Source organism: Tessaracoccus defluvii (assembly GCF_014489575.1).
Taxonomy (GTDB): domain Bacteria; phylum Actinomycetota; class Actinomycetes; order Propionibacteriales; family Propionibacteriaceae; genus Arachnia; species Arachnia defluvii.
The window spans coordinates 3,154,557-3,179,307 of sequence record NZ_CP060789.1 but is presented as its reverse complement, the minus strand read 5'-3'; the positions used below and the strand labels follow the sequence as shown (position 1 = coordinate 3,179,307).

18 protein-coding genes and 2 pseudogenes are annotated in these 24,751 nt (G+C 67.9%); 9 read left to right on the top strand and 11 right to left on the bottom strand.

The features are described from left to right. Window positions 1–873, bottom strand: coding sequence for a DUF4194 domain-containing protein (locus H9L22_RS15045; protein ID WP_226965899.1), 873 nt, complete (start codon window positions 871–873; stop codon window positions 1–3). Continuing rightward, window positions 866–2,344: a DUF3375 domain-containing protein gene (locus tag H9L22_RS15040; protein ID WP_187720618.1), complete on the bottom strand. Its 1,479-nt coding sequence runs from the start codon at window positions 2,342–2,344 to the stop codon at window positions 866–868. Before H9L22_RS15040 ends, H9L22_RS15045 begins: the two co-directional genes overlap by 8 nt. Before the next feature lie 230 nt (window positions 2,345–2,574). Between H9L22_RS15040 and H9L22_RS15035 the strand changes: the two genes are divergently transcribed. After that, complete coding sequence (locus H9L22_RS15035; protein WP_226965898.1) at window positions 2,575–2,823, top strand: helix-turn-helix domain-containing protein; 249 nt, start codon at window positions 2,575–2,577, stop codon at window positions 2,821–2,823. Continuing rightward, window positions 2,807–4,021 (top strand): type II toxin-antitoxin system HipA family toxin, encoded by a 1,215-nt coding sequence (locus H9L22_RS15030; RefSeq protein ID WP_187720617.1) that lies wholly within the window; start codon window positions 2,807–2,809, stop codon window positions 4,019–4,021. The genes H9L22_RS15035 and H9L22_RS15030 overlap by 17 nt, the downstream gene beginning before the upstream one ends. A gap of 313 nt (window positions 4,022–4,334) precedes the next feature. Here H9L22_RS15030 and H9L22_RS15025 read toward each other — a convergent pair whose 3' ends face one another. The 6 genes from H9L22_RS15025 to H9L22_RS14990 form a co-directional block, all read right to left on the bottom strand. Then, on the bottom strand, window positions 4,335–5,114 hold the full coding sequence (locus H9L22_RS15025; protein WP_187720616.1) for an META domain-containing protein: 780 nt from the start codon (window positions 5,112–5,114) through the stop codon (window positions 4,335–4,337). 387 nt (window positions 5,115–5,501) lie between these two features. Further along, window positions 5,502–7,571 (bottom strand): beta-galactosidase, encoded by a 2,070-nt coding sequence (locus H9L22_RS15020; protein ID WP_187720615.1) that lies wholly within the window; start codon window positions 7,569–7,571, stop codon window positions 5,502–5,504. Window positions 7,572–7,620: 49 nt separating this feature from the next. Next, window positions 7,621–8,439, bottom strand: a complete 819-nt coding sequence (locus tag H9L22_RS15015) for a hypothetical protein (RefSeq protein WP_187720614.1) — start codon at window positions 8,437–8,439, stop codon at window positions 7,621–7,623. Between the two features lie 501 nt (window positions 8,440–8,940). Then, entirely contained in the window at window positions 8,941–12,756 is a 3,816-nt protein-coding gene (locus H9L22_RS19155; RefSeq protein WP_226965897.1) for a family 78 glycoside hydrolase catalytic domain, read from the bottom strand. After that, a complete protein-coding gene (locus H9L22_RS14995) occupies window positions 12,732–13,190 on the bottom strand; it encodes a glycoside hydrolase family 78 protein (protein WP_187720613.1) in 459 nt (152 codons plus the stop codon). Before H9L22_RS14995 ends, H9L22_RS19155 begins: the two co-directional genes overlap by 25 nt. A gap of 84 nt (window positions 13,191–13,274) precedes the next feature. Then, a complete protein-coding gene (locus tag H9L22_RS14990; RefSeq protein WP_187720612.1) occupies window positions 13,275–14,024 on the bottom strand; it encodes a DeoR/GlpR family DNA-binding transcription regulator in 750 nt (249 codons plus the stop codon). Between the two features lie 404 nt (window positions 14,025–14,428). On the opposite strand from H9L22_RS14990, the gene H9L22_RS14985 reads away from it, so the two are divergent. The 7 genes and pseudogenes from H9L22_RS14985 to H9L22_RS14955 all read left to right on the top strand — a co-directional run. Next, window positions 14,429–15,484 (top strand): autoinducer 2 ABC transporter substrate-binding protein, encoded by a 1,056-nt coding sequence (locus tag H9L22_RS14985; RefSeq protein ID WP_187720611.1) that lies wholly within the window; start codon window positions 14,429–14,431, stop codon window positions 15,482–15,484. Between the two features lie 174 nt (window positions 15,485–15,658). Then, complete coding sequence (locus H9L22_RS14980; RefSeq protein WP_264292476.1) at window positions 15,659–17,080, top strand: sugar ABC transporter ATP-binding protein; 1,422 nt, start codon at window positions 15,659–15,661, stop codon at window positions 17,078–17,080. Window position 17,081: 1 nt separating this feature from the next. Beyond that, complete coding sequence (locus H9L22_RS14975; protein ID WP_187720609.1) at window positions 17,082–18,137, top strand: ABC transporter permease; 1,056 nt, start codon at window positions 17,082–17,084, stop codon at window positions 18,135–18,137. 2 nt (window positions 18,138–18,139) lie between these two features. Continuing rightward, window positions 18,140–19,198, top strand: a complete 1,059-nt coding sequence (locus H9L22_RS14970; protein WP_226965896.1) for an ABC transporter permease — start codon at window positions 18,140–18,142, stop codon at window positions 19,196–19,198. Window positions 19,199–19,219: 21 nt separating this feature from the next. After that, window positions 19,220–20,221: a dihydroxyacetone kinase subunit DhaK gene (locus H9L22_RS14965; protein ID WP_187720608.1), complete on the top strand. Its 1,002-nt coding sequence runs from the start codon at window positions 19,220–19,222 to the stop codon at window positions 20,219–20,221. A 1-nt stretch (window position 20,222) separates the two neighbouring features. Then, on the top strand, window positions 20,223–20,837 hold the full coding sequence (locus tag H9L22_RS14960; RefSeq protein ID WP_187720607.1) for a DAK2 domain-containing protein: 615 nt from the start codon (window positions 20,223–20,225) through the stop codon (window positions 20,835–20,837). Between the two features lie 381 nt (window positions 20,838–21,218). After that, window positions 21,219–21,466: pseudogene (locus H9L22_RS14955) on the top strand (IS630 family transposase); the annotation flags it as partial. A gap of 225 nt (window positions 21,467–21,691) precedes the next feature. On the opposite strand, the gene H9L22_RS14950 reads toward H9L22_RS14955, so the two are convergent. From H9L22_RS14950 to H9L22_RS14940, 3 genes and pseudogenes are all read right to left on the bottom strand, one after another. Beyond that, entirely contained in the window at window positions 21,692–23,251 is a 1,560-nt protein-coding gene (locus H9L22_RS14950; RefSeq protein WP_187720606.1) for a hypothetical protein, read from the bottom strand. 149 nt (window positions 23,252–23,400) lie between these two features. Next, a pseudogene (locus tag H9L22_RS14945) lies at window positions 23,401–23,901 on the bottom strand (NAD(P)H-binding protein); the annotation flags it as partial. 204 nt (window positions 23,902–24,105) lie between these two features. Further along, window positions 24,106–24,711, bottom strand: a complete 606-nt coding sequence (locus tag H9L22_RS14940; RefSeq protein ID WP_187720605.1) for a TetR/AcrR family transcriptional regulator — start codon at window positions 24,709–24,711, stop codon at window positions 24,106–24,108. Window positions 24,712–24,751 lie beyond the last annotated feature (40 nt).

Here is a 24,751-nt window from a genome sequence, read left to right as displayed (position 1 = left end):
TCACGGCGTGACTCCTTCCTCGTCGAGGGCGGGCTGGGTGTCGGGATCGGGCGCGTGAGGTCCGTCGTCGTCCTGCTCGGGGTCGTCGGCGCCGTCGAGGTCGTCGGCTGTGGCGTCGTCGTCGGGTTCGGGGCGGCCTGCGTCGAACTCGGACTCGTCGACCTCCCCCAGCTCGGCGGCCACGTCGTCGGTGTCGTCATCATCGTCGACGGTCTCGACGGTGTCGGCCTCGGCGCGGGTCCGGCCGCCGGCGTTGTCGCGCAGCCAGGCCGCGAGTTCGCGCAGCCGCTCGGAGCTGAGCACGATCTCGACGATCGGGCTGATCCGGTAGCGGCCCTCCGACTCCTCCTCGACGATGCCCTCGTTGCGCAGTCGCGCCAGCGCGCCGCGGATGGCCTTCTGACGACGGGCGACGTCGCCGTCGGAGTCGGCGAAGTAGGTGAGCACCGTCTGCTCGATCTCCTCGATGTCGACGCGGGCCGACTGCTCGCCGGCCGTGCTCTCGCGCTGGAAGATCGTGCGGAGGTGAACCAGCACAAGGGTCTCCGCGCGGGTGTAGGCGTCGTCGCGCAGCAGGATCGGCACCTCGAGCTCGTCGGGGCGGACCTGCGACTTGTAGGCGACGCCGCGCTCGTGGTCGATCTCAAGGCGGACGAAGAGGTCGTTGAGGCGCGACTCGATGACCTGCTGGTTGTCGAGCAGCACCTTCCAGTCGTCGCGGCTGCGTTCCTTCAGCAGGAAGCGGCGCTGCAGGAGGCGGACGAGCACGCGGCGGATGTCGTGGTCGAGGACGCCCCTATCTCCAGCGAAGAGCTCGCCCAGGTCGTTCTCCATGGCGACGGGCGCGATGAAGCCGGTGGTCTCGTCAGTCAACGGACTGCTCCTTCGTGGTGCGGGCGGTGACGGAGCCGAACGCGAACCGGCGGCGGGTGCCGTCCGGGCGCAGCGCCTCGACGATGGTGACGTCGTCGCCCTCGGTCATGCCGTTGCGGTGGGCGATCTCGAGCAGGCCGAGGAGGTCGACGGGGCGACGGTTGGCGGCCGGGCCGTCCTCGAAGGCGGCGCCGAGGTCGAACGTGTCGCCGAGGCCGGCGACGTAGCGCTCGAGTTCGACGTAGTGGGGGCCGCCCCAGGAGCGCTCGTCGGCGTCGAGGAAGTCGACGGCGTCGCCGTCGACCTCGGTGAGCTTGTCCGGCGCGCCGGGTGGGCGGATGTCGCTGAGCGACTGGCGCAGGTGGCCGACGTCGGCGACGGGGAAGCTGCGCAGCGGGTCGATGCGGTCGCCGGGGCGTGAGGTCTGCATCCAGGTCTGGAGGCCGGCCATGACGTCGCGGAGGAGGTCGTCGACCTGCCGGTCGCGGATCGGGTCATGGGTACGGACCTGCGCGGTGATGACGTGCGACGCGCGTCGCTGCGCCGTCAGGACCTCCTCGACGCCCAGCTCGACGCGGCGGCTGATGGCCCGCAGGTCGGCGCGCTGCTCGACGGCGAGCAGGCGGGCGAACGGCTTGGCCATGAGGGTGTGCAGCTGGTCGGCCAGGTGGTCGATGTGTTCGGGCTCGCCGATGAGCCGCAACGCGCCGGCGAAGGCGCGGCCCTCCGGGGTGGCCTGCATGATGTGCTGGCCGCGTTGAAGGTACTCGCGGAGCACCTCGCCGGTGGGGCGGACGTCCTGGCGCAGTGCCGTGACGACGTCGCGCTGCATGGCGTTGATGGACTCGGCGACGCGGGAGAAGTCGGCGGGCAGCTCGCGGGCCAGGTGGAGGATGTTCTCCGCCTCCTCCAGCAGCTGCTCCTCGTCGAGGGGTTCGACGTCGCCGCCGCCCTCGAGGCGGACGATCTCGGCGTCGAGCTGGTCGCGGTCGGCGCGGAGGCGGGCGATGCGGGCGTCACGGTCGTCGTCGGCGTCGACGCTCAGCCGGTCGACGGACTCGAGCAGCGTGCGGACGCGGGACTGCGAGACGCGGGTGCGGCCCCCGCCGGCGCGACCGGCCACCTCGAGGGCGCCGACGGCCTGGGCGGACAGGCGGTAGACCTCGACGTCGTCCTCGATCTGCGGCACCAGCCAGCCGACCTTGACCCAGTAGCGGCAGATCTCGCGGGCGGTGCCGGACGGGATGCGGCGCTCGTCGTGGTCGTAGCCTGCGCCGCGGAGCTGGTCGATGACCTCTGCGATCTCGGCGTGGGCGTCGGAGACGGCCACCGTCGCGCGGTCGGCGGTGAAGACGACCGAGAGGACGGCGACGACGAAGGGGGCGTAGCGGCCGTGGAGGAGGCCGAGCATCGGATTCCGGAAGGCCGCGGCTGAACGCCGGTAGGCGGCCTCTGCGCGCGTGGTGGACATCGGAGACAGCCTAATGGCTACGGGTGCGGGAGCGTCACCCGTGAGCCGCCCTCCCCCGCTCAGACGCGGTGGAAGTTGACGGCGATGGTGTCGTCGGCGAGCCGTCGTCGGAGCAGGCCATCGCGGTCGAGACATCCGACTCCGAGGAATATCGCGATAACGGGATATTGGGTTGACATCTGGAAATCTAGATACCGATGACGTATCGTTATTTCACGATGGGAGGGGACGTGGTGAAGCGCGTGGCACGGTTGAGGGCACCCGCCGACTTCGGGTTGGCGATCCAACAGGCCCGACTGGCCAGGGGCTTGTCGCAGGTCGAACTGGCGCAGGAGATCGACTCGACACAGAGCACGATCAGCGCGATCGAGAGCGGGCAGACGACGATCCTGGTGCGCCGCCTCCTCGAACTGGCGAGCGTCACGGGGATCGAATTCTCGGCCACCTGGGAGGACGACGTCGATGCGCCTCGCGATTGAGCTGGGTGAGACCCGGCTGGGCACTCTCGAGGGGGATGCCCGCACGTTCGACTTCGTCCCTTTCCCCGGAGCCATCGACCGTTTCGGGGTCAACAGCCCGGCGTTGTCGGTCTCCATTCCGCTGGCGCCATCCCCTCGGCGCGACCATGCCGGGCGCCGCAGAAACTGGTTCGCTGAGCTCCTTCCGGAGGGTGACCAGTATGAGCACCTGCTGACCCTTGCGGGGCTCCGACGCGGAGACACGCCGTCGTTCCTGGCACGCTACGGCCGCGACGTCGCGGGCGCTCTCCAGATCTGGGACCTCGACGACCCCACGGAGCCCCTCATCCCCTCACTCAGGGCCGTCACCGACCAGGAGGTGCGGACGCTGTTGGAGGATCCCATTCGCTCACCCTTGGCCAACGACACGGTGCTGGGCAGGTCCTCCCTCGGTGGCGTGCAGCCCAAGATCGTTCTCGTCGCCACGCCCACCGGCTGGGCGCAGTCTCTGGGCGGGTATCCGACGACACACCTTCTCAAGCCGCAGCTCCCCGGCGCGAACGCATCGGTCATCTACGACGAGGAATACGGCTCCCGAATCGCTTCCTCCCTCGGCCTAGCTGAGTTCGCGACGTCGATCCACGACTTCGCCGGACTCCCGGCGCTCGTGGTCGAACGGTTCGATCGGGAGGACGGCCGCCGACTCCACCAGGAGGACTTCAATCAGGTGCTCGGCGCCTCCGGCAACGAGAAGTACCAGGAGATGGGTGGCGTTGTCAGCCTCCGCCGCATCGCTGATGCCCTCTACCGTCACGCGACGCGGCGTGACCTGGAGAGGCTTGGAAGGATGGTGACCCTCGCGGTTGCGATCGGGAACACCGACATGCATGCGAAGAACCTCGGGTTGCTACATCTCGACGACGGCGTCCGCCTCGCCCCTGCGTACGACTTCGTACCGCAGGCTCACCTCACCATCGACGGCAGGATGGCGCTCGCGGTGAATGGGCGTTACCGGCCCGCCGAGCTCACCCGCGAGGACCTGGCCGCGGAACTCGGCGGCTGGGGGCTACGGGCCGCAGCCGACCTTGTCGACGAGACGCTGGAGGAGGCGGCCGTCGCAATAGGGCGCGAGACACCCGTCGCAGGCGCGTTCACGGGTCTGCAGGAGTCGTTAGCCGTCGCCACGGACAGACTCCGGTCGGGCGCGGCCCGCAGATAGGGGGCGTGGACGTCCTCAATGCTCTTGGGAAGGTATCTCCGTCGACCTGGCCGAGCTCGCATTTGTGGAGGCCAGCGACTCTGCGCCAGGCCACGCCGCGGTGGGTGAACCGGCAGATCCGGTCGGCGCGCTCCCCCGCGGCGAGGCGGTCGAAGAGCCAAGCCGGATCGATCTGGACGAAGTAGCGGAAGACGACGTTGACCGGCGAGCCCGCGACGTGCCGGATCCGGGCATGGGACTCGACGTCGTCGCCCATCGCGACGCTGTCACGATCAACGCGGAGCTCCACCATGGGTTGGCCCATGCGCCCCGATCAGCCGCGGACGAAGTTGACGGCCATGGCGTCGTCGGCGGTCCGCATCGCGAGCTTGTCGCCCTCGATCGTGTAGGTCGCGGCAGTGCTGAGGGCGGCGATGAAGGCGGCCTCCTGCTCCATGACGCCCTCGGGGGAGGCGCAGGCCATGCGGGTCGATCCGACGAGGCCGAACGAGATCTCACCGTCGGCGGAGGTGTAGTCGCCGAACAGCCTGTTGCAGCCGCCGAACCCGGAGAGGCTGCCGTCGTCGCCGAACGCGAGCGTGACCTCGACGCCGAGGATCGGGCTCACGACCGCCTGGGCTCCGTTGTTGTAGCCGGTCAGAACCCACGAGGTGCCGGCCAGGCCCTGCGCCTGGGCGGCGAAGGTGGCGAGCGTCGAGCCGTCGTCGGAGGTGAGCGTCAGGGTCTCGTCGTCGACGGCGAAGCCGCGGGTCTGGACGAGGGCGTCGAGGAGGGCGGTTTCGACGGCCATCACGTCGTCGGAGCAGGCCATCGCGGTGGACGACATCGCCTCGCCGAACGTGAGCCGGGCGCCGTCGATCTCGTAGGTGCCCGCGAGGCGGTTGCAGCCGCCGGAGCCGGTCACGGCGCCGCCGTCGGCGAAGGTGAGCGTGACGGGAGAGCCGTCGACAGGCTTCTGCCCGCCCAGGTCTTCGAGGGCCCAGGTGACCCCGACGGGGGTGCCGCCCGTGGGCGGAGTGGCGGGGACCGCGGAGGCGCAGGATGTCGCGAGCAGCGCACCTGCCAGTAGTGCCAGCGTCCGGAGTGTCGACATGGGAGGGCTCCTTCGTTTCGTGACGACAACTCTGCCAGCCCGGACGAAACGGCACCGGGCCACGAGGGATGTTGCGATAACGAGATACTGAGTTGTCATCTGGAACCACTCACCTCGGACGGCACCGAGGTCGCCGATACCACTCAGGACATTGAGCGAGTTGTCCGGGCGCAGCCGCTGACCGACGACGACGGCGCCGGCCTGCCCCATCTCGGGTACCGGCCGCGCTTCATCATCGGCCCCCTGACCAACTCAGGCCGCGAGCCCCGTCCGCCAGGCGGGACGCTCATCTCGCTCGACGGCCCCAGGGTAGAGGAAGCCGCGGCAGTCTGGCGCGGTCTCACCGGGCTTCCTCCCCTAGCTCCTCAGGGCTGACCACTCCTACCGTCAGGTCAGGGGTCGGAGCGCCGACTCCAGGCTCGCCGCGACGATCCCGGTCCCGTTCGGGCGGCCCGCACACACCAGCACCGGGGCGTCGGGCGCCAGGGGCAGGATCTCGACCGTCAGTTCGGCCGCGCCGGCCCGCTCGGGGGCAGTGATGCGCCACTGGCGGCCGTTGTAGATGGCGTCGCTGACGAGACGGTCACCGTCCCAGGCCCGGGCGATGTCGCCCTCCCAGTCGAGGACCAGCGTCCCCGTCAGGGAAAGGTCGGCCAGCCGGAACCGCGCGGCCGACGACCAGTCCAGCGGGATCGAGGCGCGGCCGTTCGGGGCCACCACCGACGCGGGCGGTGTTCCGGCCTCCGCCCGGGCTTCCCACCCGACCTCGGCGGTCGCCGTCACGGGTGCGGGGCCGTCGGTCGGGATGCCGTCGGAGAACACGAGGCGGCCGTCCAGGACCCCGAGCCGGAGGCTTTCCTCCTCCGACACGACGAGGATGTGGGCGCGCGCCTGGCCGGCCGATTCCAGGCGGAACCAGCGGCCGTGGCCCGGCTGCTCGATCTCGACGACGTCTGCGTCGGTGGCGAAGCGGGCCGGCACGGAGCCGATCTCCGCCAGCACGAGCAGGGGCAGTCCCTCCCACTCCACTTCGGTGATGGGCTGCGCCGTCGCCCAGTCGAGGGTGACGCCGCCGACCGCCAGCCCGAAGGGCAGCACGAACGCGGCCCCGGACGGGATGTCGATCGCGGGGAACTCGACGGTGCGGCCGGGCAGTTCGACCCGGAAGACGGCGTCCCCGTGGGCGGACAGGACGTCGGTCGGCTGGTGGTTGACCACGAACAGGAAGCCGCGTTCGCCGTCGGAGCGGACGCTCCAGCGCAGGGAGGTGACGTCGGGCTGGGCCGGCGTGTCGGCGGGGATGACCGCGGGCATGGCGGCGAGTCCGCTCCCCCACCGCTCGAGGAACAGGTGCTGACGGCGCAGCCGGAACCAGGTTTCACGCGGGACGCCGTCGAGGGTGAGGGAGGCGCCGAAGTCGTAGCCGATCTCCATGAAGTCGTTCGGTTCGCCGACGGCGTGGCATTCCTGTAGGCCGCGGCGCGGGTTCCGGCCATCGGCGTACATGTAGTAGCCCTGCCAGATGCTGCCGGAGGCGAGCTTGGCCAGGCCAAGGGCCTCGATGTCGCGCCCGGTCACGACGGGGCGACGGTGGTAAGCGGCCAGCATGCCGCCGCCGAGTTCACAGGTGGCGAAGGGGTGGTCGTCGGCGGGGGTCACGTCGAGCTCGTCGGGCAGGGGCAGGCCCTGCATCCGGTGGTCGGCGCCGATGCCAGCGTCGTCGCGGACGTGGCTGATGTAGAAGTTGCTGAGGCTGCGGTCGTCACGCAGGTCGGTGGCCTCGATCCAGAAGGAGTCGGTGTAGCCGCCGTAGAGGGGGAACACGTCGTCGGGCAGCTGGGCGGCGCCCCAGGCGGTGGCGGTCCACAGCGGCGCGGTGAAGCCGACACGCTCCGCGATCCGGCGGAGCTCGGCGAGGTGGTCGGGCCCGTCGTAGAGCTCGTTGTCGACCTGCACGCCGAACAGTTCGAGGCCCCGGACCTGCTCGAACAGGGCGGCGTACCACTTCTCGACCTCGACGAGGTAGCCCGGATCGTTGGTGCGGACCTTCCAGTCGGCGTCGGCGATCCGGACAGGCAGTCCTCCGTGGCGGGCCTCGGAGTGGACGTAGGGGCCGAGCCGCAGGAGCAGGCCGAGGCCGTGGCCGGCGGCGAGTTCGAGGAAGTGGCGGACGTCGAGGTCGCCGTCGAAGGAGAGGGTGCCGTCGGCGTCCTCGTGATGGTTCCAGAAGGCGTAGGTGGCGACGTGGGTGAGGCCGCCGGCGCGGGCGCCGCGGAGGACGTCGTCCCACAGTTCGCGGGGGATGCGGGAGTAGTGGATCTCGCCGGAGACGGGGAAGACCGGCTCGCCGTCGACGGCGACGAAGCGGGAGTTGACGCTGACGCGGTCGTCGCCGAGAGCCCGCAGAAGAGGAACGGGCGGGGCGGGGGTGCTGACGGCGACGGAGTGGACGGTCACAGGGTCTCCAGTGTTCGGGTGCGGGCGATGGGACGCCTGCGTGGCGAGCTTAGCGAGGGGCGCGGGCTTGCCCTGTCGCGCCAACCTCCTCGAACAAGGCGTTGTGGATGAGCATGCGAGCTGCGGCACTGACCTTTCGCTCCGAACGATGGCCATCTGCCCTCTCACCGATGTTGCCGATCACGTTCCAGAGGCCGTTCCACACACCATGGATCTCGCTTCGTGAGACCGGGCTGCCGTCACGATGGGACCATCCGAGCGCGGTCACTGTCCGAGCGATCGCATCGATGTCGATCTCGCCTTCGGCGGTGGCCGCGTCGAGGAGGATGACGCCAGACGCGTCAGCCGCGAAGCCGTGCTCCGGGGGGATGAGTGCATTGGCGAGGTACCGCCACAGTTCAGGTGTATCGACGAGCACCGCGCGACCTGCCTTCGTGAGCCGCAGGGTGCCCTTGTACTTGCGGAGCAGCCCGACGAGCTTGAGGTGCTCGCGGAAGTCCAGCACCGGATGCGCGTCAACCTCCCGCGACACGGGGAAGATCCAGTCGCTCATCACCGGCATCAGTGCCGCGAGTGCCTTGACGTCCGCGGGCTTGAGGTACCCGGCGGCCGTGAGCGGTAGCCCTTCCCCGTCCGCACGTTCGAGCACCCACCGATGCGCCGTCAGCGCCCCAGACTGGTCGACCGGATCTGCGAAGACACCGGCCGTCGAGATCTCGGCGGCACGGTCCGTGCATGCCTTTCCGAACGAGGTTCCATCCAACGTGGTCAGCACGTCGCTCAGCGCAGGATGCAGCCGCCATGTCACGCGACGCGTGCGGCCGAGTTCGAACGGCACACTGGGAGGACGGTGGAAGGGAGAAGTCACGGCGTCTCCTCTCTGCTCAGAGGTCGAGACCATCCCTACCATGCCCGCTGGGCGGGCTCCAGCCTCGCTCAGCCCACCCGGACGCGCGCCGGGCACTCCTTCCACGAATGCTGGGCCGAGACGGAGGAACACTCGCGCAGGAGCAGGAATCTGTCGACTGGCGCCTTGCAGGCGATGAGGTCCACATCAACCTGAGCGCGGGCCGCATCCTCAGCCAACCAGGCATGCCAGACGTTCCACTGATCAGGCTCGAGCCACCCCCGCCGAGCCGCCTCAAACTCGTCCTCGCACAGACGCAGATACCGATGCCGCGCCCGCGTGTGCTCGGGCTGCCCTTGGGGAGGCGCAAGAGATCGTCGTCGATCTCCCAGTAGCGCTGAAGGTAGAGACCCCCGAGGTCGAGCCGCCGCTGTCGGTTGGCTTGTCGCAGGGCCAGCAGTCCGCCCACGACACCGACGGTGGCGACAAGGAGAGTTCCGATCTCAATCCACAGGCCTGTGTTCACGCGACGTCCTCAGGCAGGGCCGTGCGCTTGATGCCGTTCAGCGTCTCGACGATCGCGTCCACGTCTGCCTCTGGGAAGAAGTGGTCAGGGCCGGTGGGAGCGTGGTCGGTGTACGGCGACTCGAAGAGCCGCTTCGGCTCCATGACGCCGTTCTTGGTGAGTTCTTCGACGATGAGGTTGACGAAGCGCACCTGCTCGACCGAGAACACCGCCCCGTTGAGGTAGTGGGCAAACGCATCCATCGCGGCAGCACGATCGAGCCCAACGAGGCCGCGGACGAATATGCCGAGGCCGCCTGTTCGCTCATTCGCCCAGACAATGTCGCCCTGATGACCTCCGGACGCCACCAGCATCTGCTCCAGTACGGTCAAGTCGTTCCCCGTGAGCTGCTTGTTCCGCCGGAGTCGCTGGAGAGCAAGGTTGTCCAGGTGCTCACGAAGGTACGCCTCGGCCTTGGCCCGGAAGCGTTCGAAGTTTGTGCCGGGCGTGACGCGGGGCAGAACCACCTCCAAGCCCTCGCCGATCGTGTCCTCGAAGTCGGTGTAGATCGGATTGCGGGCCGTCTTCTCGATGAACCGCGCGAGGCCGCGGATGCGGAGCCGGACGAGCTCCAGCATCGGCAGCGTCACGTCGATCCACCACTCGTCGCCCGCCACGGACTCCAGCAGCAGAGCCTGCTCGGCGACGCTCGGGATCGTGGTCTTGCCGAGCAGCATCGCGGCGATGTGCTGGACGGCCTCACGCAGGCGCTCGGCCAACACCACATCCCCATCCAGTTGCGCCAGCTGGCGACGCAGAATGAGCAGGTCGAAGCGCTTGGCATCCTCGTCGTCGTCGCGGACCGACGACGGCAGCCCAGCGAGGGTGAGCAGCGCCTCCGAGTCCTCCGGCGAGATGCGGTTCCACGCGCTTGCAGCCCCGTATGTCTCGACGGTTCTGCGGTGTGGGCGGACGACGAAGTTGTCGAGGTTCATCCCGGCGATCACCGCGTGGAGCGTCTTGACGGTGGACGCGCGCAGATCGGGTTCCGCGTCGCCAATCGCAGTGACGAGCCCGAGCCGAGCCTCAAAGATCCGCTGGGTCAGTGACTTCTGCGTCTGCCCCTGGGACCCGGGGAGGTCCTGGCTGAAGTACTCGAGGTTGCCGCAGAAGTCGAAGACAAGGAAGTCCTGCTTGTCTTCGCCGGGGCCGAACAGATCGGGGCGCAGTCGGGTGCCACGGCCGATCATCTGCCAGAACTTCGACTTCGAGCGCACCATCTTGAAGAACACGAGGTTCACGACCTCGGGGACATCGATGCCGGTGTCGAGCATGTCGACGCTGATCGCGATGTGCGGCGCCTTCTCCATGATCGAGAAGTCATCGATCATCGACTGGGCGTACGGCGTGCCGTGGGTGATCACGCGGGCGAACTGGCCAGCGAACTCAGGGTAGGCGAGGTTGAAGCGCTTCTCGATGAACTCCGCATGCTTCTGGGACTTGGCGAAGATGATCGTCTTGCCCAGGCGATCTCCCCGGCCACCTTGTATCCCTGCACCATCAAGGTCTCCAGCACCTTGCCTACGGTGTCCTCGTTGAACAGGAATCGGTTGATCTCCTCGGCGCCGACTTCGCTGGGTGGGCCACCCTCCCCCCAGTCGAGCGTGTCCCACTGGTCCTTCTCCGCCTCCGTCAGGTCGTCGTACTTGATGCCGGAGCGCAGAAACTGGGTGCCGACGCTGATGCCCTTCGGGGGGACGAGGTAGCCAGCGTCCACCCGCCGACGCGATCGGGTGGAGCACCCAGTCGGCCGGCGCCTTCACCGCGACGTCGACGCCCGGAGGCGCCTCCACCTCGAGCTCGACACCCCTATCCGTGCGTCGCCAGGCGACCCGGAACCTGCCGACCGGCGAGTCGAAGACCGTCTCCGCGTCGTCGACACCGGCCGGCGCGACCGGGGCGACCTCGACGGAGGCCCAGCCGACCGATCCGGGGGCCTGACGCAGTCCACCGACCCGCTCCATGAGCCAGTCCTCGATGGCGCCGAGCATGAAGTGGTTCTGGGAGATGACCCCGTCCGTCCCCTCGCTCCCCTCCCACGACTCGGTCAGTGCCGTCGATCCGGAGGCGACCTGCAGCCCGTAGCCGGGGACGTCCGGACGCTCGAGAATCCGCAGGAGCAGGTCGTCGTCGCCGTTCGTCGAGAGCGCCTCAAGTAGGAAGGGCAGCGCGTTCTCGCCGACGGTGAACGCGTCGCCCGCGTCGCGGATGGCGTCGAGCAGGCCTCGGTACACGCAGGCCCGCTCCTCGTCTGCGAGCAGCGGGTTGGACCAGGCGAGGGCGAGACTGCCCTGGCTGCCCGACCCCCAGGTGCCGTCGGCCGCGCGGAAGGTCTCGCCGAACGCCGTCCAGACGGCGTGGGCCTCCTCCCGGTAACGCGCAGCCAGCACCTGCTCGCCGACGATCTCGGCGCAGGCACTCGCGCTCTCGAGCGCCAGCGCCCAACCATGGGTGGTCGCCATGGCGCGCGGGGTGGATGCCAGCGCGATCCAGTCGCCGAGGCCGAAGTCGATGATCCCGTCGACCGCGCGGTCCCTGACGTAGTCTAGGTACCGGACCATCCCGGGGAAGGCCTCCTCGACCACTCGCGGATCGCCGTAGTGGCGGTACAGCCGCAGCGGGACCTCGATGACGGCCCTGCCCCAGTTCACGTCGCTGCGGAAGGCCTCCTGGTCGCCGTCGATGGCGTAGTCGTTGAACACGACCAGCTCGGGCGCGATGTTGGGGACGAGGCCATCCTCCTGTTGCGCGGCCACCATGTGCCTGACCATCTCGGTCATGTGGGCCTGAACGTCGTAGGTCCTTGTGAGGGCCGTGAAGCAGTAGTGCAGCTGCTCGAGCCAGCCCAGCTTCTCGCGGTGCGGGCAGTCGGTGAACACCGCGTACATGTTCGAGGCGATGGCCCGGTCGATCATGGTGTGGAGGGGGCCGAGGACCGGGTGGCTGGACGAGAAGCGTCCGACCTGCTCGTTGCCGGCCCGCATCACCTCGAACCGGGTCGCTGCGGCATCTTCGGCCGTCAGGCCGGTCGCCTCGACGTAGCGTGCGCCGTGGTAGACGGTGACGGGACGCCAGTCCAGCGCTGCGGTCTCCGGGACGACGCGATCGAAGATCGGGGAGCCCGTGTTGGCCTGGTCGACCCGCCCGTCCCGGACGAGCTCGCCTGGCCGGAGCGTTACCGGCTCGCCCGGGACGGCGTCGCGCAGCGTTAGCCTCGGTCGGCCGGCCGAGTTCAGGCCGAAGTCGATGAGGAGGTCCGCCGGGCCGGAGACCTCGATCCCGACCGGCGCCAAGGTCTCGGTCACCACGATGGGAGGGGTGGCCCGCCACCACACGTCGGGGAGGGCGGTGATGACGGCGCACGGACCCCAGGGGCCGGTCTCGCCGGGCGCCACGCGCTCGCCGCCAAACCAGGACGAGACGGCGATCGGACCCTGCCGCGCCTCCCAGGTCGCGTCCGTCGGGATCTCGATCACCCTGCCGTCGACCAGCTGGACGCGGATCAGCGCGGCGGCCCACACGGGGTGGCCGCTGTGCTCGAACTTGGCGTACCGGTCCGGGCCGCGGACGGCGTGGACCGTGCCAGCCCCGAGCCGGAGCTCGACGCCGTTCCGCCCCGGGACAAGGAGCGTTGTCACGTCCCAGGCGGAGGCGAGCGCGTAGCGGCCGGGCACTCCGTAGCCGGGCTCGAGTTGTCCGGCGATGGCCTCGGCGCCGTTGATGAGCGGGACGACGACACCCTCGCCGGTCAGGTACAGCCGGGCCGAGCGCACGGGAGCGTCGAGGTGGAAGCTGGTACGCAGCTCGGGCAGGGGCCCGGGGTCGGCTCCGGGTTCCAGCCACGCGGGTGGGTGACGGCCGCCGCGGGCCACGCCCCGTCGAAGGCGGTCTCGAGCCACGAGTCGGCGCGGCCGAGTTCCTCAGAGTCGGCGAGCGCCGTCACGCTCCAGGAGACGCGCTGGAGATCGGCCAGCGGGGCCGCCGGCCAGGCCAAGGCGTGCGACCGTCCGTCGATCTCGACGGCGAACAGTTCGGCGCCCGCCTCGTCGTGGGCGCGCACCAGGAAGGCCGAGGCCTGCCGGCCGTCGTGACGCCAGGTCAGGCGAGGGGCCCGTGAGGTGCTGCCGATCGGTTCGGTCAGACCGTCGGCCTTCAGCGCGCGTGGCGCCGCGGGCTGGCTGGGCGAGGCGCTGCGAACCTGCGGCATGTGGGGATCCCCTTCGATCAGACGGCCGCGAGGGAGCCTATATCAAATCGTTTCAATGGACGGATCACCCGGTCGACTGGAGCCTCAGAGACCCTGCGACACGTTGGCTCGAATGATCGGGATGGGGAACTGCGAGGCCCTCAGCGGATCGAGCGTCGCGTCAGAGATCCCTGCCGTGAACTCACTCAGGTCGAACACCTGGAAGAGGCCCTCGCGGCCGAACTTGGAGCTGTCGGCGACGAAGAACGCCTCGCGTGCGATGGAGCGCATCCGCCTCTTCTGCTCGACCTCGTAGCTGGTGGAGTGCTGCAGGCCCTGCTCTGTGACCGTGTCGGCACCGAAGATGGCCACATCGACACGGAGGTTCGAGATCTCCTGCACGGTGGTGGGCCCCCACATCGTGTACGAGTTCGGGAGCAACTCGCCTCCGATGAACACGAGATGTAGCGACCGCTTCTTGGCGATCTCCATCCCCACTCGGAGGTCCCCGGTCACCACCGTCACCCGCTCGTGATCGAGATGGCGCGCAACCTCGAGGGTGGTGGTACCGCTGTCGAGCAGGATCGTCTGCCCATCCAGCACCCGTTCGGCCATCGCCTTCCCGATGGCCGCCTTCTCGGCACGATGGAGCACCTCGCGGAACTGGGGCGGCGTCTCGGACTGCTTCACGCTCGTCGCTCCGCCGTGGGTCCGGCGCACGAGATCCATGCCCTCAAGCTGGATGAGGTCACGTCGGATGGTGGCCTCGGTCACCTCGAAGCGTTTGGCAAGGTACCGGACCGTCTGAAACCCCTCGCTCGTGAGGATGTCGACGATCTGTGCCTTCCTGGACATGGCTACCTCCTTGTAGGCCTTCAGCCTATCGGAAGCATCGGGCTTCGAACAATCAATGCGCACAGACGAACATGAAGTGGTGGACACAGAATGGGGAGGCCCCGATGGCAGCCTTGGGAGCCGTCCCAGGGTCGAAAGTCGAACCGAACCTTCCGAACATGACGCCGGGCCCCAGCCACTACTCAAACCCGCGTCACGCTCCATCTCCGGGCCAGCGACAGGGCACGCAGACGCCCTTCTGATGTCCGAGAACAAACATAACGATGTTCGTAATCTGTTCGTTATCTGCTTGAACCGCTTGACTTTCTTTGCGAATGAGGTCTAGGTTCGCTCGTGAACCGGCACAGGCGACTCGGCAGAGCTGCCGACCTGACCGGGTGAGTCGTCAACGAAGGAGTCGATGGATGATCCGCACGCAGTTCGTCAAGGGCGTTGCCATGGCTGCAGGCCTCACGCTTGCATTCAGCGCCTGCACCACCATTGGTGGAGGCGATCCAACCAGCCCGGCCACCACCGGGGCCACGGGCGGCTCGGCCGCCCCGGCCGACATGACCATGATCACGGTCGTCAAGGCCACCACCATCCCCTGGTTCCAGAGGATGGAGCAGGGCGTCGAGGCGTTTGCCAAGCGCACTGGCATCGATGCACGCCAGGAGGGCGCGGACGACGTCAGCCCCGAGAAGCAGGTGGCCATCATCCAGGACCTGGTGGCGCAGAAGCCCACCGCGATCACTGTTGTCCCCAACTCCCCCGAGGCCGTTGAGAGCGTGCTGGCCCAGGCACGGGAGCAGGGCATCATCGTCGTCTCCCATGAGGCCACCGGCATCAAGAACGTCGACATCGACATCGAGGCCTTCGACAACGCCTCCTACGGCTCCGACATCATGGCCAACCTCGGCGAATGCACCGGTGGCACCGGCGAGTACGTCCAGTTCGTCGGCGGTCTGACCGCGAAGACGCACATGGAGTGGGTGGACGCCGCCTACGCGTACCAGCAGGCGAACTTCCCCGACATGAAGCGGGTCGAGACCCCCATCGAGAGCACGGACGACCAGGAGACCGCCTACCAGCGAGCCAAGGAGATCCTGGCCAAGTACCCCAACATCAAGGCCTTCCAGGGCTCCGCCGGCAACGACGTCCCCGGCATCGCCCGCGCCGTCCAGGAGGCCGGCCTGGAGGAGCAGGTGTGCGTGATGGGCACGTCCATTCCTTCTGTTGCCAACCAGTACCTGGCTGACGGTTCGATCGACAAGATTTTCTTCTGGGATCCGGCCCTCGCCGGCGAGGCTCAGCTCCAGATCGCCAAGATCCTCGCCGAGGGAGGCACCATCGAGGCCGGCACCGACCTCGGCATCGAGGGCTACAACGACCTGCAGCCCATGGAGGGCTACGACAACGTCTTCGTCGGCGCCGCCCAGGTGGCTGCCGACGCCGAAGCAGCAGCGCAGTTCGACTTCTGACCAACACGTCGCATTGGGGGTGCGCTCATGCGCACCCCCAACTGCGATGAACGAGGAGGATCCGTGGAGCAGGAACCCGTGACATCGGCCCAGGCAGCGGGCGGGGATAAGCAGCCAATCCTGAGCGTGCGAGGAATCTCAAAGCGATTCGGAGGCGTTCAGGCACTCGACGACGTGTCCCTCGACCTGTACCCGGGAGAGGTCCACTGCCTCGCAGGCGAGAACGGCTGCGGGAAGTCGACCCTCATCAAGGTCATCTCGGGCGCCGAGACACCGGACTCGGGCGAGATCGTCATCGAAGGCGCCAGCCACCGCCACATGAACACCACGTCGGCGATCGAGAGCGGCATTCAGGTCATCTACCAGGACTTCTCCCTGTTCCCCAGCCTCACAGTGGCGGAGAACATCGTGCTGACATCGGCCATTGCCGTGCAGAAGAAGTTCTACACGTCGGGAGCCGCCAGGGCCACGGCCAAGGCGATCGTCGACGAACTCCAGCTCGACCTCGACCTGGACGCCGAAGTGGGCGAGCTGTCCGTCGCGAACAAGCAGCTCACCGCCATCTGCCGCGCGCTCGTCAGCGACGCCCGCGTCATCTTCATGGATGAGCCGACGACGGCCCTGACGCACACGGAAGTGAAGCGGCTGTTCCAGATCGTCGATCAACTGCGGGACCGCGGGGTGGCGCTGGTATTCGTCTCCCACAAGCTGACCGAGATCCTCCAGATCTCCCAGCAGGTGACGATCATGCGATCCGGCAAGGTGGTCAAGACCGGCCCCGTCTCCGAATTCGACACGCGGAGCATCGCCCGCCACATGACCGGCCGTGACATCGAAGACGTCCGCATCGTCTCCGACCTTCCGGAGTCGTCCCCCCTGTGCATGGAGGTCAAGGACCTCACGCTCAACGGGGCATTCTGGGACGTCAACTTCGACGTCCGACGGGGCGAGATCATCGGCGTCACCGGGCTGCTCGGCTCAGGGCGCACGGAGATCGCCGAGTCCCTGTTCGGGCTGCTCCCCCCCGATCGAGGCGAAGTCCTCGTCGACGGCGAGCGGGTGGAGCTCTCCAGCATCAACGGGTCGGTGTCCGCGGGCATCGGCTACGTGCCCGAAGACCGACTCACGCAGGGACTCTTCCTCGAGAAGTCCATCGCCGACAACATCACAGCCGGCTCCCTCGACCAGCACCGCACCCGGTGGCACACGCTCGATTTCCGGAAGGTGAAGGCCACCATCCACCGGCTCTTCACGGAGCTGCGCATCAAGGCGCCGAACGCCAAGGCCGCGGTGAGGACTCTGTCCGGCGGCAACGCTCAGCGCGTCGTCCTCGCGAAGTGGCTTGCCACCAAGCCGAAGGTCCTCATCCTCAACGGCCCGACGGTGGGCGTCGACGTGGGCTCGAAGGAGCAGATCCTCGAACTGCTGCGCGAACAGGCCTCCGAGGGGATGGCCATCATCGTCATCTCGGACGACGAGCCGGAACTGGTGGCCTGCTGCCACCGGGTCCTCGTCGTCACCAAGGGTCGGATCACCACGGAACTCCGGGGCGACGACGTCTCGGTTGAACGCATCCAAGAGAGCATGGCGGCCTGACATGAACTTCGGACAGACCCTGCGCAAGCTGCAGGGACGCAACAACGAGGGGACGCTGTTCCTCGTCCTGCTCGCCATCGTCATCGCGATGTCGCTGCTGAACCCGGTGTTCTTCACGGCCAACACCGCCTTCGCCATCCTGCGGAGCGCGACGGTGCCCATGATCCTGGCGCTGGCCGTCCTGCTGGTCATCGTCTCGGGCGGAATCGACGTGTCGTTCCCGGTGGTCGCCATCGCGTCCGCCTACACGACCGTGACGATCCTGCTCAAGACCGGCACCGACCTTCCGATCGTGGCCGTCTTTGCCATCGCGGCCGCCATCGGAGCCACCCTCGGCCTTGTCAACGGTGTCGTCATCGCCCGCTTCCGGCTGCCAACCCTCATCGTCACGCTGGGCACGCAGGGGGTGTTCTTCGGCCTCATGCTCACCTACGTCGGGGCCAAGTACTTCCCCGACCTGCCACCGAGCATGGCCGCGCTCTCCACCGTCAACATCATCGAACTCACGACGTCCACCGGAAGGGCCAACCTCCATTCGCTCGTCGTGCTGGCGGTCATCGCCACGGTGGTCGTGTGGGCGGTACTCAAGTGGACGATGTTCGGACGGTCCCTCTACGCCATCGGCGACGACTACGTCGGCGCCCACCGGGCCGGCTTCCGCGTCGTGCGCACCCAGATCCTCACCTACGTCCTGGTCGGCGTCATCGCCTCCATGGCTGGTGTTGCCCACATCACCATGAGCCGGGCTGCCAACCCGCAGGATCTCGTCGGCGGCGAACTCGACATCATCGCGGCGGTCGTCCTCGGCGGTGCGTCCATCTTCGGTGGGCGGGGTTCGGTCGGCGGCACCGTCCTCGGTGTCCTCCTAATTCAGGTGATCAACAACAGCCTGTTGCTGGTGGGTGTCCCCAGTGCCTGGCTCCGCGCCGCGGTGGGCATCCTGCTGATCGTAGGCGTCGGGATTCAGGCCATCTCGGCCCGCAAGAAGGCGCAGCGGGTCCACTCAGTGGAGGACGCTGTCGAACTCGCCACTGCCACCCAAGGAAAGGAGGCCTGAGAATGACGAACCTCACAGATGCCAACAAGCGCGTCGACTCGGTCGTCCGTGGATTCATCGAAAGGGCACAGGGCAACCGGAGCGTGCTGCGGATGGTCCTCGTCCTCGTCGTCGCCTTCTCGGTCTTCGCGTTCCTCAACCCGAAGGTCTTCCTGGGGCCGCTGAACCTGCAGAACATCATGGTGGCCTCCCCCGAGATCGGGGTGATCGCCATCGCCATGATGCTGGCCATGCTCACCGGCGGGATCGACCTGTCCCTCGTGTCAATCGCCAACCTGTCCGCCATCACGATGTCCACGATGTTCACGGCGCTGGTCGGGCGCGCCGAGGGCTTCAACGAGGCCATGGCCATCCCGGTTCTCGTGGTCGGCATCCTGGTCGGCGTCGGGTGTGGGTTGCTCAACGGCGTCCTGATCGGCATCGTCGGAATCACACCCATCCTCGCGACCCTCGGAACGATGCAGGTGCTCAACGGCATCGCGATCGTCTGGACAGGTGGCAGCACCCTCTACGGCGCGCCTGCCACCTTCACCACCTTCGGGAAGATGGCCGTCGGACCCGTCCCGCTGCTGTTCCTCGTGTTCCTCGTGGCCGCAGTCGTGATCGCTTTCCTGGTCAACTCCACGACTCTCGGCCGCAAGATCGAGTTGCAGGGAGCCAACCCGGTCGCCGCACGATTCTCCGGAATCCGGAGCAAGGCGGTTCTCATCGGTAGCTACGCCGTCGGTGGTGCACTCGGCGGCCTCGCCGGGTTCCTCTTCCTGGCGAGGAACCCGACGGCCTCCGCTGACTATGGGGCGTCCTACGTCCTTCTCGTCATCGTCATCGCCGTCCTTGGCGGAACCAACCCCAACGGCGGGTTCGCGTCCGTGGCAGGTGTGGTGCTGGCCACCATCACGCTGCAGGTCGTCTCCAGCGGCTTCACGGCGCTGCGCCTGTCCTCCTACCAGTACGCGATCGCGCAGGGCGTGATCCTGGTCGCCGTCATGGTCATCGATGCCATCAACTGGCGCGGCCTCAGAGCCAAACCGGCCACACGCGCCGTCGCAGCCAGCAACTAGACCCTCACATTGGAGAAAGAAATGAAGAAGATCATCAACGATCCGGCGGATTTCGTCGACGAGTTCGTCGAGGGCATCCTGCTGGCCCATCCGGAACTCGTGAAGACGCCCGGCGAGGACAAGCGCATCCTGGTGCGCGCGGATGCGCCCGTCAGCGGCAAGGTGGGCATCGTCACCGGTGGCGGCTCCGGCCACCTCCCGCTGTTCAAGGGATACGTCGGCGCGGGCCTGTGCGACGGCGTCGCCATCGGCAACGTCTTCTCCTCCCCGTCTTCCGCGCAGATCCACGAGGCGACCAGGGCCGTCAGCGGTGGCGCCGGCGTGCTGTACCTCTACGGGAACTACGGGGGCGACGTGTTCAACTTCGACCTCGCCGCAGACCTCGCCGAGCTGGACGACATCGAGACCAGGACCGTCCTCGGTCGAGACGACGTCGCCAGCCAGCCTCGTGAACGGGCCACCGACCGCCGCGGGGTCGCCGGGATCCTGTTCGCCTTCAAGGCCGCCGGTGCAGCCGCAGAGCGGGGCGACGACCTGGAGCAGGTTGCCGCCGTCGCCGAGGACATCATCGAGAACACCGCAACGATGGGCGTCGGCCTGACGCCCACCATCCTCCCCACCACGGGCAAGCCGAGCTTCGAGCTGGCCGAGAACGAGATGGAGATCGGCATCGGCATCCATGGCGAACCGGGCATTCACCGCGGCGAGCTCGAGTCTGCTGACGCCATCGTCGAGCACATCCTTGAGCCGCTGGCCACCGACCTCAGCCTCACCGAGGGTGACGACGTCGCCGTGCTGGTGAACGGCCTTGGTGCCACCCCCCTCGAGGAGCTCTACGTCCTCTACCGGAAGGTCCACCAGATGCTCTCGGCGAAGGGGATCACGATCAGCAAGCGGTACATCGGTGAGTACGCGACGAGCCTCGAGATGGCCGGCGCATCGATCTCGCTGCTGAAGCTGAACGACGAGCGCCTTGCACTGCTCAACGCCCCCGCCCGCTCCCCGTTCTTCCAGGAGGCCTGAGATGTCGAACAGCGGCGCAAACCTCAGCCAGGCCATCCGCGCTTGTCTCCACGAGTTCGTGAAGTGCGCCGACGAGTTGGGCGACCTCGATCAGGCCATCGGTGACGGCGACCTGGGCATCACGGCATCGTCCGGCTCGGCAGCCGTCGACAAGGCGCTGGCCGAGCTGCCCGAGACGGCAACCCCCAGCGAGGTGGTGCTTGCCTGTGCGAAGGCATTCGCCAACGCCAACCCCTCCACCATGGCCGCGCTCGTGGCCGGTGGCCTGCTCGCCGGGTCCAAGACCCTCCGTGACGTCGAGAGCGTTGGCATGGAGCACGTCGGCCCCTTCGTCAAGGCTGCCGCGGACTCCATCGGGGCTCGAGGAAAGTCCCAGGTCGGCGACAAGACGATCCTCGACGCGATGGTCCCCGCCGCGGACGCGTTCACCAGTGCCGACGACAACCCCCTCGAGGCAGCCATCGCCGCTGCCGCAGCCGGCGTCGAGAGCTCGACGGGACTGCAGTCCCGGCGCGGCCGCGCGTCGTGGTTGCAGGAGCGCAGCATCGGCCTGCAGGACCCGGGCGCCACTGGGTTCCTCCGCTTCCTGGAGGCCTGGCGCACCGCAAACGCCTGAGATCACCCGTGCGGGGGTGGTTGCGAGCCGATCGGCTCGCAACCACCCCGTTACCTTGGTCGAGGCCCCTAGATTGGGGTTACGGTCGCCGGGCCCGGCATGACTTACTGCCCCTGTCGTTGATGATCCGGGGGGTGTTGTCACCGGGCCTGGTAGCGCCAGCTGACCGCTGATAGGGACACGGCCAGCCGCCGAGCAGGTCCTGCCCCAACCTGGCCGTATCGCTGCGCACCACCAGGCAGCAGCGAGCGACGCTGGCCGCCCAGATCGAGGAGGTCATCGATGTCTTTGGGCTGTACCTGGCCCCGCCGGAGAACGCGGTCGTGTTGTGCGTCGATGAGAAGTCCCAGATCCAGGCACTGAACCCGCACCCCGCGAGTCGAGATCCGTGACTGGCTCCCCGCCAACCCGCGTGTCCGGGTCCATTTCACCCCGACCTCGGGATTATGGTTGAACCTGGTCGAAGTGTGGTTCGGCATCATCGAACGCCAATCCATCCGACGTGGCACCTTCGACTCAGTCCGCGAGCTGATCGGCAAGATCCGCGGATTCATCAACGGCTGGAACACCCGTTTATTTGGACCAAGACTCCAGACGAAAATCCTTGCCAAGATCGACCACAAACGTAAGCTCAGTTCAACGCCGAGCCACAGGGATCGGCGTGTGGGGGGTTCTCAGGAACGCCATGCAGGTGGAGTCGCGTCAACGACGCGATCGACGCGAGCTACCCTCGGGACCCTGACTGGCCGTAGCTACCGGGTCGCCCCTCTGAGGATGAGTACGTACGCCGCCAGACCAAGGCGTCTGGACGGCCGCCGAACCCCTCGCCCCTCACCGCCTAGACGAAGGAACCGCTACACCACTCCACTGGACTTGACCACATCAGCGTTGGCAAGCCGCAGGTCGAGTTCCAGCTTCACGACCTGTCCAGGCTGCTCAGGCGAGCCCGGGTCCTGAGCAGCCCGTCTCTCGGCGGTGATGGCGTTCTCCATCTTGAGCCGCTCCAACTCGCGCTTCATCCCGGCCAACGGATCAGGAGAGGCGGGCTCGAGCTCGCCGCGGGCCGTCTGCAGCTCCACCGCCTGCTTCAACCTCTGCAACTCCGCGTAGTCGTCCGCGGTGGCATTCACCCCTGCCAGTTCGACCCGGTTCTTAGCGATCTCGAGGTCACGGGCCGCAGCCGCCCTGGCACGTTCTGCGCCACTGTCCCTGAGCGCGTTGAGCGCCTCGACGGCCTCCTTGGCCTTCCCCACGGCTCCGACGGCCGCCTCGGAGGCTCCGCCCAGGGCGTCGACGAAAGCCCCGGCGGCTGACTCATGCGACTGGGTGAGCACCCCGGGCTGGCCGTCGTCGTTGAACTCCAGACGTCCCCCGTGGTTGCCGAAGATGGCGGTGGTGAGTCGCAGCTGACTGCGCGGGGAATCCTCGTCGCAGACCCAGATCACCTCGCGGCTGAGGAGTTCTGGCCCGCCACCCGAGTCCCCACGCTTCCATGTCCAGAGTTCGACTTCGCGCGGGACGCGCCAGACGACGAGGGTCCCCTTGGCGTTGGAACCGGGGTCCGACGCCTTCGCATCGCGCAGCGTCGGGGTCGCCGTCTGCCATCGCGAGGAGCGAACCTCGAGGAGGATGCCGTAGTCGCGCCACAGCTCTTCGGCTCGACCCGACAGGCTGGTCGTGTCTGGCGGGGTGAGGTCTGCGGCCTGCCGCCGTGGGATGTCGGCGAAGCGTACGAGGGTCCGTAGCTCCGTTGTGACACAGGTCCGCTTCGACTCACGCCACACGCCTTTGAACTGGACCAGTCGGGAGATCTCATCTGCCGCCTGCTTGACGACCTGCTCGACGGTCGCAGCGCGGGTCCTGAGCACGCGAAGGTCCGCCAGGTCCGTCGACTCCACCATCCCACGGCGTAGCTCTGCGAGTTGCTTCGACGCGTCTGCGTGCAGGGCGAGGTAGCTGGCGTGCAGTTCATCCTCGGGCAGGTGCTCTCGCTTCCAGGCTTCTTCGGCCGTCTCCCGGGTGTCCTCCTGGCCGGCGGGTACCCGTCCCACTCGCCGTTCGTGCAGCGATGAGATGATGGACGTGCCTCCCGCCGCGGACAATGCCAACGAGCCGACGAAGGCGATGAGCTTCGCAACACCAGTCACCACCCGGTTCCCGACTGCCGCCGAGTTGTACTCGAGCGACGCCAGCCGACCGTCAGGAGTGAGGCTTGCGGTTACTTCCCGGTCGCCCCGGAACAGTTCGACGGTGACACGGTCGTTCGCATCGGCGACCGTGGCCCGTTCGATCCTCAGATCCTCGACCCGTGTAGTCGTCCCTCCACCGCGGAACGGATCGGTCACGGAGACGGACCGGGCCTCCAACCTGATGATGGTCTCCGCGAGCAAATAACTAATGGTCACCGCCGTCACTGCCGCCACCCCCTCAATCGCGAGGAGCCAATTCTCACGCCGGGACAGCCTCGGCGCAGGCGTTCGTCAACTTTGGGCAAGGGGTCACCCAGGTCGTCCCCGGCGCGAGGCCTGCCCAGGCGCCGGATAGGCAGCAGTCCTCAGCGCCCTCAGGTCGCCGGGGTCCACCCCGTCGCCGTCGTCACCACGACGCGCTTGCCCGCGAATGAAGGATCAGCCGCGATCCGCGCGATCGCCTCGCCCGCGTTCGCGAAGGGCAGCGTCGGCAGCCCGGGGACCCGGCCCACATCGTCGAGCAGCTTGACACCCGTCGAGGCCTGCCTGGGCGCGCTCTTGAGGTTGACGGGGTAGACGATCGTGTAGTCGAGCCCCGACTCCGTGAGCAGCCGGTCGCCCGCGTCCTTGTCAGCAAGGAACCGGCCCAGCATGGAGCGGTAGACCAACTTCGCGAACCACGAGGCCTTTTTCAGGCTGGGGCCCGCGCCGAACACCGACACCAGGACCACCCGCCCGACACCGGCCCGCTCCGCAGCCTCCAGGATCGGCGGGAGTGAGCGTCGCATGAACGAATCTTCGCGCATGGACCCCGTGATGGAGACGACGAGGGCGTCGGCCCCACGCGCGGCGGCCGCCAGCGCGAGAATGTCGGCCGCATCCCCTTCGCGACGGTCAGCCCAGCGGCCGACTGGACCGCCTCAGGCCGTCGCACGTAGGCGACCACCGAGTGCCCGGCCTCCAGCGCCTAGCCCACGACGTGCGACCCGACGTTGCCGTTGGCTCCCATGACGACGATCTTCATATGTACCTCCAATTGGTGACGATGTGGATGACGGCGCCGCCCGTGGGACGGCTCCTCAGCTGCGTGCGGGAGAGCCGGTCAGCAGCGGCAGGCAGATCACGTCGATGAGCTCGTCCAGACGCTCCTGGGTGATGCCTGAGGGATGGGTTCCGAAGATGAGCTCGTTGCGCAGGATCACGATGGGCAGCCTGGCGACGTCCGGCGCCAGGTCCTGCTGACCCAGCTCACCCCGCTTCCGGGCGGCCGCGAAGATCGCGTCCAGAGCCTGGTGCGCCCACGACGTGGTCGCAGCCGACAACCTCGGGAGCTGTTCGGGGCTCACCTCGGCGAGCAGTCCGCGCAGCGTCGCGACGCCGATCCGCTCGAACCGCTGTAGGGCGATCCCGCCGAGAGCCCGGAGGTCTCCGCGGAGGCTCCCGGTGCCGGGAGCGGAGGGATCGGACGGCACCTGCGCGAGCCAGGCGTCGAGAACCATGAGGGCACGCGAGTCGTAGCGTCGATACAGCACCGGCTTCGAGGTCCTGGCCCGTCTCGCGACCCCTTCGAAGGTCACGTCGGCGTAGCCGCGTTCCTCCAGCTCCGCGCGGACGGCCTCCCTGATCGCGTCGTCGAGCTCCGCCCCGTAACGGCGCACCAGGCGCCCCGTCGACTCGGTCGTCATGCTGTCAACACCTCCACGTTAGATACGTTGCGTTTCTTCC